The organism is Neolewinella persica DSM 23188 (assembly GCF_000373105.1).
GTDB classification, from domain to species: Bacteria; Bacteroidota; Bacteroidia; order Chitinophagales; family Saprospiraceae; genus Neolewinella; species Neolewinella persica.
Genome location: NZ_KB890439.1, coordinates 29,672 through 43,127, shown reverse-complemented (window position 1 = coordinate 43,127; position 13,456 = coordinate 29,672). Strand labels below are relative to the sequence as shown.

The 13,456-nt window shown below is 50.9% G+C and carries 12 protein-coding genes; 6 read left to right on the top strand and 6 right to left on the bottom strand.

What is annotated here, in order from left to right:
* Positions 1-198: 198 nt before the first annotated feature.
* The 4 genes from B036_RS0116825 to B036_RS0116810 all read left to right on the top strand — a co-directional run bounded on the left by B036_RS0116825 (position 199) and on the right by B036_RS0116810 (position 5,556).
* Positions 199-1,197: a S66 peptidase family protein gene (locus tag B036_RS0116825; protein WP_020569901.1), complete on the top strand. Its 999-nt coding sequence runs from the start codon at positions 199-201 to the stop codon at positions 1,195-1,197.
* 218 nt (positions 1,198-1,415) lie between these two features.
* A complete protein-coding gene (gene gldG, locus B036_RS0116820; protein ID WP_020569899.1) occupies positions 1,416-3,152 on the top strand; it encodes a gliding motility-associated ABC transporter substrate-binding protein GldG in 1,737 nt (578 codons plus the stop codon).
* A 49-nt stretch (positions 3,153-3,201) separates the two neighbouring features.
* Positions 3,202-4,212: a hypothetical protein gene (locus B036_RS0116815; protein WP_020569898.1), complete on the top strand. Its 1,011-nt coding sequence runs from the start codon at positions 3,202-3,204 to the stop codon at positions 4,210-4,212.
* A gap of 84 nt (positions 4,213-4,296) precedes the next feature.
* Entirely contained in the window at positions 4,297-5,556 is a 1,260-nt protein-coding gene (locus tag B036_RS0116810) for a zinc dependent phospholipase C family protein (protein ID WP_020569897.1), read from the top strand.
* A gap of 109 nt (positions 5,557-5,665) precedes the next feature.
* On the opposite strand, the gene B036_RS0116805 is transcribed toward B036_RS0116810, so the two are convergent.
* Together B036_RS0116805 and B036_RS0116800 are read right to left on the bottom strand one after the other, a co-directional pair.
* Positions 5,666-5,896: a hypothetical protein gene (locus B036_RS0116805; RefSeq protein ID WP_020569896.1), complete on the bottom strand. Its 231-nt coding sequence runs from the start codon at positions 5,894-5,896 to the stop codon at positions 5,666-5,668.
* Between the two features lie 42 nt (positions 5,897-5,938).
* Positions 5,939-7,075, bottom strand: a complete 1,137-nt coding sequence (locus B036_RS0116800) for a WD40/YVTN/BNR-like repeat-containing protein (RefSeq protein WP_157472192.1) — start codon at positions 7,073-7,075, stop codon at positions 5,939-5,941.
* A gap of 267 nt (positions 7,076-7,342) precedes the next feature.
* Between B036_RS0116800 and bioB the strand changes: the two genes are divergently transcribed.
* Together bioB and tpiA are read left to right on the top strand one after the other, a co-directional pair.
* A complete protein-coding gene (gene bioB, locus B036_RS0116795; RefSeq protein ID WP_020569894.1) occupies positions 7,343-8,425 on the top strand; it encodes a biotin synthase BioB in 1,083 nt (360 codons plus the stop codon).
* Between the two features lie 192 nt (positions 8,426-8,617).
* Positions 8,618-9,373, top strand: coding sequence for a triose-phosphate isomerase (tpiA, locus tag B036_RS0116790; RefSeq protein WP_026232065.1), 756 nt, complete (start codon positions 8,618-8,620; stop codon positions 9,371-9,373).
* A gap of 58 nt (positions 9,374-9,431) precedes the next feature.
* Here the strand turns inward: tpiA and B036_RS0116785 are convergent, their stop codons facing one another.
* The 4 genes from B036_RS0116785 to ubiE form a co-directional block, all read right to left on the bottom strand.
* A complete protein-coding gene (locus tag B036_RS0116785; protein ID WP_026232064.1) occupies positions 9,432-10,169 on the bottom strand; it encodes a hypothetical protein in 738 nt (245 codons plus the stop codon).
* Positions 10,170-10,191: 22 nt separating this feature from the next.
* On the bottom strand, positions 10,192-11,820 hold the full coding sequence (locus tag B036_RS0116780; RefSeq protein WP_020569891.1) for a zinc metalloprotease: 1,629 nt from the start codon (positions 11,818-11,820) through the stop codon (positions 10,192-10,194).
* 103 nt (positions 11,821-11,923) lie between these two features.
* Entirely contained in the window at positions 11,924-12,670 is a 747-nt protein-coding gene (gene porT / locus B036_RS0116775; RefSeq protein ID WP_020569890.1) for a type IX secretion/gliding motility protein PorT/SprT, read from the bottom strand.
* Complete coding sequence (gene ubiE, locus B036_RS0116770; protein WP_020569889.1) at positions 12,619-13,359, bottom strand: bifunctional demethylmenaquinone methyltransferase/2-methoxy-6-polyprenyl-1,4-benzoquinol methylase UbiE; 741 nt, start codon at positions 13,357-13,359, stop codon at positions 12,619-12,621. Before ubiE ends, porT begins: the two co-directional genes overlap by 52 nt.
* Positions 13,360-13,456 lie beyond the last annotated feature (97 nt).

Genomic DNA, 13,456 nt, shown 5'->3' with positions numbered 1-13,456 from the left:
AGTACAATATCTTACCCATTCAATGCGCGCACCAGAAAATAGGTCTCCGACCTGCGAACGTCCCCCTTCGGCCTGCTCTGCATCCATAAAAGTGTACTATTAACCAGCAATGAGTCCATTTTTTGACCTCAACCTGCCACAAAATGGCTCGTTCACAATCAGAAATCGGATTTCCTAACCAGCTCTAATGTCGGCATCATGCAAAGACGAACTTTCCTCGGCACCAGCCTCGCACTGCCATTTTTTACTTCCATGGCCGGAGAAGATAAACGGCTTATTATTCCTGCCCGGCTACGCCCCGGTGATACCGTTGGGCTCATCGCCCCCGGAAGTTCAATTAGCGAAGAGGGTATTTCAAAAGCTATCCGGCAGATCGAAAGCCTGGGATTAAAAGTAAGGCCAGGTAAAAACATTCGTGCGATCAAGGGTTTCCTTGCCGGATCCGATCGCCAGCGACTCGACGATCTCCACGCTATGTTTGCCGATCCAGCGGTGAAGGCAGTTTGGTGTGTAAGAGGAGGCTATGGATGTGGTCGGCTTTTACCGCAACTGGACTATAAGATGATCAAACGCAACCCGAAAATTCTCATTGGGTATAGTGACATCACAGCCTTAACGAACGCCATAACCCGCCAAACGGGCCTGGTGACGTTCCATGGCCCGGTTGGATCTTCTGATTTTACCGACTATACCACCAAGCATCTTAAAGCTGCACTAATGGAAGGGAATTCCTGGGCGGCCATTGAGCGGCCACCGGTTAGTCCGGAGGAAACTGTTTACGAATCCTATGTCATCCGGGCAGGGACAGCAGAAGGAAGGCTCTGGGGCGGCAACCTCAGTTTGCTAGCGGCCGCTTCCGGGACTGACTATGTTCCCCCCATTAAAGGAAGCCTGCTGTTTATCGAGGACATCGGCGAAGATCCCTACAAGCTTGACCGGATGCTGACTCAGTTGCGGCAAAGCTGGGACCTGGGCAGTACTGCAGGTATCCTGCTTGGAGTGTTCAAGGGATGTGAGGCTGACCCCGACGACCGTTCTCTCACCTTACGGGAAACGCTTACCGGAAGATTCGAAGACCTGGGGATACCCGTAGCCTACGGTTTTCCAGTTGGTCACATCAAGGATATGTGTACGCTGCCGGTTGGCCTGAAGGCACGGGTTTCTATGGAGAGGATGCGGGTCGAGATTATTGAGTGAGTATGTGAGTTGGCGAGTCGCTGAGTTGCTGCCGCTGTTTCCACTCAATTCGCTGCGCTCGTTCGCCCAGGGTGAGTACCCTAAGGATGCGAACGGTACTAGCGGCAGCTACTCAGTGACTCGCCAACTCACTCAATCACTGCCATCCAAACGTCAAAACCCCAATACAGGGCCGGCAGTGTAATCCCTAATGTTATCTTCGCGTTCTCATTCTGCATATGGCTCAATTAGAACGTAAACACAAAACGCAATCCCTCATTCAGTTCGTGCTGGCGGTTGCGCTATTGATCATCATCAATGTACTCGCCAACGCCCGCATCGGTGGGCTACCCTTACACGGCGCATTGGACCTGACGGAGGACAAACGTTTCACCCTTACGGACAACACCGTGGAGCAACTCCGGCAATTGGAAGAACCGTTGTTTGTCCGCATCCTGCTCACCGGCGACCTACCCGCTAACTATCAACGACTTTCCGAGAAAGTGGAGGAAATGCTCATTGATTTTTCGGGCAACAATTCACTACTGGAGTACGAGTTCGCAGATCCCTTAGCCGGAGATAAAGACCAGGTACAGGAAAGGCAGCGAAACCTGGCGGAAGAGGGTATTTTTCCGGTCACGGTTTACTCCGCAGCAAGCGCCTCCGAACGTTCATCCAATCTCGTTTACCCCTACGCCATCTTTTACTACGGTGGCCGCACCCGCATCGCACCGTTGCTGCAACCGGCACCACGTGGTTTCAGCGAAGCCCGTCAGATCAACAAGGCGGAATCACTGCTTGAGTATAATTTCACGCGAGCGATTCAGGGACTAACCGATAACGACAAGCCCCTGATTGGCATTACTTTCGGGCACGGCGAACTCCCACCGCAGAATACCGGAGACCTTTTCAGTACACTCGTAAAAGACTACGAAGTTGGGCCGGTACACCTCGACAGTTTTGCTTTTATACCGCAAGATGTAAAGCTGCTGATCGTTGCTAAACCGAACAAGCCATTTTCTGATTACGAAGCCTTCAAGCTCGATCAGTACGTGATGAATGGGGGCAAGGTACTATGGGCCATTGACGCCGTTGGCATGGACTATGATTCGCTGTTGACCCGCAACGAATTCTACCCAAACCCACGAGAGTTGGGTCTCGAAAACCTCTTTTTCAAATACGGATTTCGCATGTCACCCGTATTGGGGCTTGACCTTCAAAGCACTAGTATCCCAATAGTCACTGGCTCAACCGGTGGGCGCCCGAACGTATCATTCACGCCTTTCCCCTATCACGTTCGGGCCATCCCGGTTTCTGAACACCCCATCGTTAAGAACCTTGACCCCGTTGATTTGCGGTTTCCCACCGTAATTGAAACCGTCAATGATGAAGACCCTGGCGTAAAAAAGACCGTTTTACTTCAATCCAGCAACCGGTCCCGCAGAAAACGGCTTCCTGCACCAATTGATTTGGACGCACAGAAATACAAGCTGGACCTTGACCGCTTTAATGAAGAGGGGCTACCTTTTGCTTACCTGCTGGAAGGCACTTTTAACAGCCCTTATGCTAACCGGCTTACCCAGGCAAATGAACAGTTGCTTCAGGAGAATGGGATAGATTTTCGTGGCGTATCCGTCACCACCAGCATGATCGTGATTGCTGACGGCGATGTGTTGTCAAATCCCGTAATTAAAGGAGAAACTTACCCCACCGGATACAACATTTGGGAAAAGTTTACCTACGCAAACAAAGTGCTCCTGCTGAATGCCATCGAGTATCTGCTCAATCCTGACGGTGTTATTGCCGCAAGGGGCAAAGACGTGAAATTGCGCCTGACCGATCAAGAGGCCGCTCGGGCTGATGCAGGCTATTGGCGAGCCCTCAACCTGGGAGTACCAATGCTTTTACTTGCTGGCTTCGGCCTGGTCTTTAACTGGCTACGTCGGCGACGATATGCCAGAAAACACACGACGTAAAGCTCCGGCTTACCTACTTCCAATATTGTGCTCATCCCGAACTGACCAAATGAACAGAACGCTTATCCTTCTCCTCTCCGTCCTCCTGCTAGGGGGGATTGCCTGGTGGGCCACCACCAGCTCCAAGCCCGCTACCGCCGAGGAACGCGCCGAAGAGCGCCGTTTCGGCATTGCTGAATTCGACGAGGTTCATCGTATCCTGATTGCCGACCGCGACGGACACAACACCACCCTGACACGCGGAGGAATTACCGGATGGTTAGCCAACGGCGTTCCCGCTAATGAGAACATGATGGCCAATCTTCAGGACGTCATCACGAACCTCGACATCAAAAGCCTGCCTACCGAAGGTGCTAAGAAACACATGATCGATGACATTGCCTCCCACGGTATTCTTGTCCAGGTATTTGATAAAAACGATCAGAAAATCCGAGGCTATTATCTTGGTGGAGGCACCTACGATGAAACAGGGACTAACGCCATTGTTGAAGGCAAGGAAAACCCTTACGTTGTTCACCTTCCCCACTTTACGGGCAACGTACGTATGCGGGTCACTCACTGGGACGATGAATGGCGCGACAAAGTCTACTTTCGGGTAGACCCGGAAAAGGTGGAATACCTCAGCATCGAGTACCCTACCCAACGTAATCAGAGTTTTACCTTAACTAGAATTGGCACCGATTTCCGCCTTTCCCCTTTTTATGAAACTGGCCAGCAGACCAGAACCATTCCCTATGGAAGAGCGGAAGGCGTCCTGGCCAGGTATGAGAAGTACTACGTCAACAGGTTTGAGAACAAAGACTTAGAAACCATCGCTAAAGCCAAAGAGATTTTGCCTTTCGCCACCATAAGGGTAAAACAGGAAGGGCAGGAAGAACAGATCATGAAAGTGTACGCCAGGTATGCAGGGCGTACCTTTCAGCACGACCTGAAAAGTGGTGAGGTGCTGGAAGGCGGCGGCCTGGAGGCTTATACCGCTTTCATTAATAATGACGAGGATTGGGTGCTGCTAAACATTGAGACGATTCAACCGCTAATGGTGGGATACAGTGCTTTCTAGTGGTCCGTTAAGCTTGAAGTTGGCAGCTACCAGCCACGTAGCTACATATCCACCGTATCTTCCCCTTCGCAGTAAATCAGCCCGATGAAGCCTTTTCATTTTCTCCTCGCCGGTGTCGCATGTTTAATTCTGACCTCCGCCACCCTCCCCCTGGACGATCCACAATGGGGTTTCTTCGGCCACCGCCGCATTAACCGGCTGGCAGTCTTCACCCTGGATCAGGAGATGATGCCCTTCTTCCGGGCCAATATCGAGTGGTTAACGGACCATGCCGTTGACCCCGACAAGCGTCGCTACGCCTCGAAATTCGAGGCGGTCAGGCACTATATTGACCTTGACCATTGGGGCGAAAGCAAGACCTTTCCGGATGTGCCTCGGACTTACACCGACGCACAAATATGGAAGGCAGAGTTGGTGATCGTTGAAAAAGGCAGAGATACCACCTTCTGGAAGGTGCAGGAGATCACCCATCCCGCGCCTGAACGGCGTTTCTACCCCGACAGCAGAGTACAAATGAGCAGTTCTAAGGGCAAAAGGTTGGAACTTCAGTTAGCCAGCTACCGGGATTTTTGGTTCAACAACGTCTGGCCACAGTTCTACGAAGACCGCATCGTCCTTTCGCCCGACAGCTTGCGGGCCATTGGTTTCCCCCTTCCTGGGGAAAACCCAAAAGAGATTTATGTAAGGGAGCACTTCTCCGAATTTGGCATCCTTCCCTACCACCTGGAGTCAATGCATAAGCGTATAACCCAAGCCTTTGTCGATGAAGACACCGATAAAATCCTCCGGCTATGTGCAGAGATGGGACACTACGTAGGGGACGCTCACGTGCCCTTGCATACCACCGAAAATTACAATGGGCAGATGACCGGACAAACGGGTATTCATGGCTTTTGGGAAAGCAGAATTCCTGAGTTATTTGCTGACGACACCTACGACTATTTTGTTGGCAAGGCCAGGTACATCGAAAATCCACGAGACTATTACTGGGGCATTGTCCTGAAAAGCCACTCCCTGGTGGACAGTGTTTTGCGTACCGAGCAGCGCTTACGGGATACCTACCCCATCGATCAGCAGATGTGCTTCGACGAGCGCTCCGGCCGGACCATCAAGACACAATGTGCAGAATTTGCCGCGGCCTGGGACAAGGAAATGCAGGGCATGGTCGAAGAGCGTTTCCGTGCAGCCATCCTAAGCATCGGCAGCGTTTGGTACACCTGCTGGGTAGACGCCGGGCAGCCCGACCTCAACAGGCTGTCTCCCGATCCCATCATTTACGCTAAGTCTGACACTTTAGACAAAGCCGTTCAAGGCGGAGAGATTAAGGGGCGGGTGCATGATTAGTCAATGCGGAAATTATTAATTCAACAATTATCTTATTCCCTCTTCAGGGCGCGGCCGCCGGTGCAGGGGAAAGGTTTTAAAAGCAAGGATTGAGGCCTTTGACGTCTGCTTAATTGTCGAAAGTAATCAGGTTGGCCCTCGAGGTCACCGTCAGAAAGCCTCCATTAGGGGTCCGCGTTGGGTTTACCTGGTAAGGCAGATCATAATTGCAATCCTTGTCGACTTTCCTGCTTGTCCAGGTGGTACCGCCGTCGGTTGTTGTTAAGACTTCGTAATGAAGTAATTCAGTTGCTCCCTCAAGGCGATTGTCGTACCAAAGGGTTATTTCCTTGATGGCCAACCAGTTATTCTAATCGGTAGCCCCGTCTACTATAAGGGGAATTTAATTCATGAAGCGAATCAGGTTAGACCGTGAAGCAACGGTAAGAAATCCGTTATCGGGGGTGCGTACGACCAGGCCATTGAAAGAGTTTACGTAATCGCAGTCTTTTGCTACTTTCCGGGTTTCCCAGGTTGTTCCTCCGTCTTTTGTCTCGGACACTTCATAATACAACAGCACCTCCCAGGCTTCCCCTCCACCCGTTTCTATCTTGGTGATTCGATTGATTGCCAGCCAATTCTCCTCATCCGAAAGGTACAGCAGGGTGCCAGCACTAACCACCTCTTGCTGTCGCAAAGTCCAGGTTGTTCCACCGTCTTCGGTAACCCAAAGGCCTTCGTGGTTGACCGCTGTTCCAAAATCACGCGTTACGAATCGGACGGTATATTGAGCGTTGTCTGGAAGCGGGCTCTCGGCCCACGTACCGTCCAAAGTGTTTAGAGTAAGTAAGGCATATTCATCCTGTGTATTTATTTTAACGACGTGACTAACTGCTTCGGGACGATCCAGAAACTTAGGAGAAGCCAACCGGTCGTAGGCCAGAGTTGTCGGGTTCCAGCTTTCTCCGCCGTCTTCAGTGGCGAACAACCAGATGCGCTGATCCGCCGGATTTTCGTTGGGAGCCCCCAAGGCAAATCCTTGATCGGCGTCAATGAATCGAATATCCGATATGCCGCTTAGTCCGGTAGCGTACCTTTTATCCCAGGACCGCCCGCCATCGGCGGAAGTTAGAAAGACAGCATCTGTTTCAATATCACCATCAAAGCGACGATCGTCTTCATCTTCGCCGGCAGCATATATCAAGTCTCCATTTATGGCCTGAACTGTCCATAACCGGGCGCGGGTAGTGGCATTTTCATTTGCAACGGTACCATTCCAGTAAGTTTCAGTCACCGTCCAGGTTCTCCCGCCATCCGAGGACCGCGAAATTTGCCCTGATCTGCTAACGGCAACGGCATCATTAGCGGATATAAAGGTGATATCCTGCGGGTAATGAAAGACGAGATAAGCGTTACTTTGCGCGGACCAGCTACTAGCTATGCTTTCGCAGTCGAAGAATCCATCCGGAGTTCGGACACCATCGTCGTCCTGGCAGCCGGCCAACAAAAACACAAATGGTAGAAATTTTATAAGACGCACGTTATTGCTTTACCCGTAAGACGGAATTACGGTTAAAAACGTTGGTAAGACTCTTCTCTTGTTCAAAAAACCTTCCACTGCACCTGCGGTCGCGCCCAAATATATGATCGTTAAATGGTCAAATAATCAAGCAGTTAGGTGACTGGTTGACAACGTAGCGATCCAACTCCCGAGCTCCCGGACTACCTAGCTCCCCGACTATTTGACGGCCTGACTACTTTACTGCTTGACTACTTGCCTATATTTGCCGTCCAAACCGCGACCCACATGACCGCAAAAACAGAACCTATTACCAAGGCCTGGAGCCTGGAAGCCCTGCGTGAGTTACACGACAGCCCTTTGATGGACCTTGTCTTCCGTGCCGCTGGTGTTCACCGCGAGCACCACGATCCGAACGAGGTACAGATGAGCAGCTTACTGAGCATCAAAACCGGCGGCTGCCCGGAAGATTGTGGCTATTGCCCACAGGCTGCCCGGTACCATACGGACATTGAAGAGAATGCCCTGATGACCGTAGAGCAGGTAAAAACTGCCGCTGAACGGGCCAAAGGCATCGGCAGTAGCCGGCTTTGTATGGGCGCTGCCTGGCGAAACGTAAAGGATGACGGAGAGTTTGAGCAGGTGCTGGATCTGGTCCGCACCGTTAACGGCCTGGATATGGAAGTTTGCGCGACGCTAGGCATGCTTACACCTAACCAGGCGGAACGACTCGCAGCAGCTGGCCTGTATGCCTATAACCACAACCTTGACAGCTCCGAGGAATATTATAAAGAAGTAATCTCCACCCGGGGGTACCAGGACCGGATCGAAACCATCGGTAACGCCCGGAATGCAGGTCTGACGGTTTGCTCCGGCGGCATCATCGGCATGGGTGAGTCCATCGATGACCGGCTAAAAATGCTGATCACCCTCTCCAGCCTGACGCCGCAACCGGAGTCGGTTCCCATTAATGCATTAGTCGCAGTAGAAGGTACGCCACTGGAAGACCAGCGTCCCGTCCCGATCTTCGAGATGGTCCGCATGATTGCCGTTACCCGGATCATGATGCCGACGACCACCGTACGTCTTTCCGCCGGTCGTACCAGCATGACCCCGGAGGGTCAGGCTCTTTGTTTCCTGGCAGGAGCTGGATCTATCTTCGCAGGTGACAGGCTGCTGACCACGCCCAATCCTGAAGCCTTTGAAGACCTAGAAATGTTCAACAATCTTGGTCTGAAACCCGCTACTGCCTACGCTAAAGGGGAGAAGCCGGAGATCAAAGAAGATCCAGGCGCACCTGGCGAAAAAACGCGGATCAAATGGTCTCGTCCGGGCCATAAAATTGAACGCAACGAAGAGAAACGCAAGTAATACCAGATCCCGTAGGGGGTCAACCCAGAATAACCCTGGATGAAGGCCGCGCAGCGGCCGGAATCCGGGAAAAAACAAACATTAAGCCCCGCAGGGGCTCATCCAATCAATCTCCCGGTAAAGCCGCAAAGCGTCCGCCATTCGGGAAAATGAAAACCGCCAGGCAAGTCCCCGGCACTACCTACAACAAACATGACATCACGCACAATGGTCGCCGGTAACTGGAAAATGAACACCACACCAACCCAGGGCAAGGCTTTGGCTGAAGACATAATCGCAGCAGCAGGTACCCCGCCAACTAAAGTCGTATTCGGCGTGCCCGCCATTCAGTTGATGAGCATCAAGGAAATAACGGCCCAACACGAAGGTTACTTCGTGGCGGCACAGAACATGCACCACAAAGACAACGGAGCGTACACCGGTGAGCTCAGTGCTGCCATGCTTGCCGATGCTGGAGTAGACTACGTAATTCTGGGGCACAGCGAGCGCCGCGAATACTTCGGAGAAAACGATTCACTGGTCAACATAAAGATTAATAAAGCCCTTAATGCTGGCTTACTCCCCATCTACTGTTGTGGAGAAAAATTGGATATTCGGGAAGCAGGGAACCACGAAATGATCGTTGGCAAGCAGATCGAGCAAGCACTCTTCAGCCTCGATCCGGCGCAAATGGAAAAGGTGGTCATTGCCTACGAACCCGTCTGGGCCATTGGTACTGGTGTTACTGCCAGCCCCGAACAGGCACAGGAGATGCATTCTTTTATACGTCAGATGGTCGCTAACCAGTTTGGCGATACCATTGCGAACAGTACTACCATTCTTTACGGTGGCTCCGTCAAACCTGACAATGCCGAGGAGCTGTTTGGTATGGAGGACGTTGATGGCGGGCTTGTTGGGGGGGCTAGTCTTTCTGTGGAGAATTTTGTCCCGATCATTAAGGCTCGGTAAACGTCGAAGATAGACGGATGACAAGTCTCATGCTTGTGAGAATATCCTGGTTGATATCCTAAGCCCCACTACCACTAAGCAATAACAGTCTCAGAATGTATCCGCCTTCACCACAGCTTCCTCCATTTCGGAGGTAAGTAGAGCTGTGAAGGTAAACACGGTAAGTGACGCCGTTGAAACGTACGGTCGTTAGCTGTCCTACCTTCAACGTTTCCGGACCGTTATCCGTCTCTATTTGTGCTTCGGCTTCCTGATAGTCGCTTTCATTATTCCCCGAAGCCTTTTGCTGAGAAACAGCAGGGAGCTTACCAAACTTCACGGTCTGGGGCTCATCAGCTTGTTCGAAGTGATAGCTCATACCAAACTCCTTGCTCTCCGGTGCCTGGAGATACAGGTGCTCCTTTTTACCTTCTAATCCGCTGAACGAGCGCAGGTCTACCTGCAAGGTCGGAAGAAGTTCCTTTGGAAACGCAAACCCATCGGGTAAAGCAAAACAAGCGTCTACTGATATTCCACGTTTGAGGTCGAAGTTCAGGCACCGGCCGTTTTCGGTTATCAATCCTTTGGCCGTTCCTTTAAATTCTCCCAGGTAAGGCTGCTCCTTACTTGTAAAAATTGCCACCGGGTGAGCTCCTTTATCCGGTATGCGTTGAATATCCTTTCGGGTATCAATCCTTACGGGCTTGGTCGGACGATTTAGCGGTGGTGGTGGTGTTCCCGGAAACTGGTCCCGCACACTCTGTGCACAGGAAAACATCGGAACAAGAAGAAAAACAAGTAGTATTATGCGGTGCATGACCTTGTATTTAAGCGTTAAATCAATTATTAGCCCAGGTACTACCGGCTGAAGTAAAGGAGAGTTGCAGGTTTCCCCACTGGTCATAGTCTCTATGGCTCGTACCATTGATGCCGTCTCCGCCATTAGGACATAAACCAGGACGACTATTGATGTCCAGTGGGCCAGTGTCGTTGGTGTCTCCGTCGCAGTTATAGTCGATATTCGTACCATCACAGATTCCGTCGGTTTCGCGAACGGTTGCTTCGCTGATACTCGCAAAGACTCCCTGGGAAAAATCAAGACCACCATCTGGCGTGACATCGCAATCAGTAGAGACGCCGGGGAATTGATAACGATAATTCATTTGCGAGTGAAAATTTGGTTTATAATGTCGATTAGCGTCAACGGCTCCGTCGTTGATGCCTCCATGTCTCAAGCCCAGGTTGTGTCCGAACTCGTGTAGAAAGGTGCCCGACTCTGCCAACTCATTTCCCCATTGCGGGAAAGTGGTAAAAGTCATGATGAAATCGTTACCAAAAATTTCACCACGTCCACTGAAGCCACCTGGCATTGCGCGCCCAATAGCTGCGTAGTGAAATAGCCTGAGTCGATCAGGATTAAAATTAATGGCATTTGCCTTATAGGTGAAAAAGTCAACATAGTTGGCGACCCCTGAAGCAGGCCCAAAATCCATGCTGCTATGATTCGCCAGTACCGTACCTCCATTGTTCAGTCCACCGCCTTGCCCACGATCAATGATCGCGTTGATGCCCCGGGAACCATCTGGATTTAGAACGGGTGCTGCAGCAAAAGTATTTTCAATATTGGCCCAAATGCCGTTTTGTGGGACAGCGGCGGCAATCCAATCCACCTCGATTAGGACATCCTTACGGTGCGGGTCGCAACCTATTGCTTCCAGGTCAATGGTCGCTCCAGAAGGGGCTGGATAACCATTCGTTTCCCAGGTATCCTTAAGCCCGTCTCCATCACTGTCCAAATCAGCCAACGTCGCTGGCAATTGATACGATCTTCCCGCTGACGTAACTCCGGTATTATTGCGAAATTGCACATTCAAAGTGCTGCCGTAGACTCTCGGCTTCACTAGTGCAAAGTATAAGCAGTAATGGTAGATTGGGTAGCCATATGTACTAGGCGTGTGGGCAACCAACTCATCGGTTGGAATAGCAGAATACATAGCCGTAGTCATTTCGACTCCGTCAACCAGGACCTTACCATCTATGTCTCCATTGGCCACCGCTACGGTTAACCAGAAGGAGGCGGAATCGGTACGGGTGGCCATGTTAGTGATACCAATATCCTCAATTCGGGGCTGGGGCCAGCTTCCACTAGGAGGCAGGACATTCACGTTTATAGTATTTGCCGAAAGGCCAACAGAATTACTTAAACGTACCGGATGGTTCCCTGCAGAACTTCCGGCAGGCACCTGAAAATAGCGTGCAGAGATGAATGAAGAGGCTACATTTTCTTCGGAGGCCAGGCCAGCATCCCACTTTACGCTGGCTAAAAGCAAATTGCTGCCATCAACCCCCAGCACCTGGCGTGGATAAGCGGTGGTATTTACCACGTCAGTTAAGACAGGTGGGTTGTTACAACCAAATTGAAGTAAACAAATGATCGACGAATACAACAGGATTAATGGGTAGCGCATCGGTATATGGGTTAGGTTCTTTAAGCTATTAGCAAAAGCTGTATACTGCTCGCTAACGACTCAAAGGTGAGACCAAACTCCACTACCAATCAACTAACTTTAGTTACCCCTCAATGTGGAACGACAACGTAAACGTCCGGCTCAGCACCTTCTCCAGCACCGTACTTTCAGGCAGGTTAGGGTTAAAGAGGAGGGTATTACCAATTCCCTGACTGATCTTGAACTCGGGAGAGAAGATGAAATAGTCGAAGAAGAACTGCATTCCTGCGCCGTATTCTATATGAAAATCGTGCGGACTTATCCTGACCAGGTTCTCAGCTTGTCTGGTTCGACTCTCACTGGCTACGTCGAAACTGTATTTGACACCACCGATCAGAAACAAACGCTTATCCCGGTAAGGCGCTGATTTATAGCGAAAGTGGAAAGGCAACTCAACGAAAACAGATTGCACGGACTCCTGGGTTTCTCTGGTGATCCGGGTATTCTGCGTATAGTTCAGTCGACGTTCGGCGAAGCTGAAGCCGGGTAAAAACCTGAAGTCGAAGTACTGTCCGATTTTCAGGTTAGCGATCATGTTAAGGTTAAAGCCGGGGCCATTAAGGCTTTTTACGCCGATGATGGTGTCCCTGAAGATGAAGTCCTCACTACGAAACGGGGTGTACCGGCTGGAGTTAAACCCAAGGGTGAGACCGAAGTAGAACTGTTTGTTCTGAAAGTCGTAGAAATTGTAGTTGTTCCCGCCAGTGAATTGGGCGCGGGCGCAGGTGCAAAGGAATACTGTTAGGAGCAGGGTGAGTACTACTTCTCGGCCGTATAGATGGAGGCAATTCCGAAAGTTAATGCTTTGCATTCAGTTTGTTTGTAACCTACCTTATCGAGGATGCCGGTGAAGGTCTTTCCACTGGGGAAAGCCTGAACACTCTCGAACAAATAGGCGTAAGCTCGGGGGTCTTTCGACTGTAAACGACCAATCAGCGGCATAATTTTACCGAAGTAGAAATTAAAACCCCATCTGATCGGCGCAAAGGTAATACGGCTGAACTCCAGTACCACTAATTTTCCTCCCGGACGAAGTACCCGGTGCATTTCAGCAAGACCTTTTTCCAGGTTCTCGAAATTGCGAACGCCAAAAGAAACCGTCACGGCATCGAAGGAACCGTCGGGATAAGGCAGGCTCTCGCTGTCTCCCTGCACCAGCGTGATCCGATCCTTCAGGCCAGCAGCAGCCACCTTTTTACGGCCGTATTTCAGCATTCCTTCGCTCAGATCAAGTCCGGTAACGTGGTCTACGTTTGCTCGCTTGACGGTCTGGATGGCCACATCAGCCGTTCCAGTAGCCACATCAAGGATTTTTTTATGGACAGTGGGGTCGAGTTGCCTGATCATTTTCGCCCGCCAGAGCGTATCGACACCCAGGGAGGTGCCACGGTTCAATAGATCGTAGGTAGGAGCGATGCTATCGAACATCTTACCAACTTCCTCTTTCTTGGAATCAGTTTCGCCGTAAGGCTTAATTACGTTGTGGTCGGTTGTTGCCATGCAGGGGAAACGATTAGGACGTAGTTTGGTTTCAGGAAAAAGTGAAAGTTCGTAAGATTACGATGATTTGAACGCGAAGGCCGCCTTTTTAATGTCT

What these genes read in the sequence shown, in the direction of transcription:
- B036_RS0116825 (WP_020569901.1), top strand. Translation starts at nt 199, where the DNA reads ATGCAAAGACGAACTTTCCTCGGCACCAGCCTCGCACTGCCATTTTTT.
- gldG (WP_020569899.1), top strand. Translation starts at nt 1,416, where the DNA reads ATGGCTCAATTAGAACGTAAACACAAAACGCAATCCCTCATTCAGTTC.
- B036_RS0116815 (WP_020569898.1), top strand. Translation starts at nt 3,202, where the DNA reads ATGAACAGAACGCTTATCCTTCTCCTCTCCGTCCTCCTGCTAGGGGGG.
- B036_RS0116810 (WP_020569897.1), top strand. Translation starts at nt 4,297, where the DNA reads ATGAAGCCTTTTCATTTTCTCCTCGCCGGTGTCGCATGTTTAATTCTG.
- bioB (WP_020569894.1), top strand. Translation starts at nt 7,343, where the DNA reads ATGACCGCAAAAACAGAACCTATTACCAAGGCCTGGAGCCTGGAAGCC.
- tpiA (WP_026232065.1), top strand. Translation starts at nt 8,618, where the DNA reads ATGACATCACGCACAATGGTCGCCGGTAACTGGAAAATGAACACCACA.
- B036_RS0116785 (WP_026232064.1), bottom strand. Translation starts at nt 10,169, where the DNA reads ATGCACCGCATAATACTACTTGTTTTTCTTCTTGTTCCGATGTTTTCC.
- B036_RS0116780 (WP_020569891.1), bottom strand. Translation starts at nt 11,820, where the DNA reads ATGCGCTACCCATTAATCCTGTTGTATTCGTCGATCATTTGTTTACTT.
- porT (WP_020569890.1), bottom strand. Translation starts at nt 12,670, where the DNA reads ATGCAAAGCATTAACTTTCGGAATTGCCTCCATCTATACGGCCGAGAA.
- ubiE (WP_020569889.1), bottom strand. Translation starts at nt 13,359, where the DNA reads ATGGCAACAACCGACCACAACGTAATTAAGCCTTACGGCGAAACTGAT.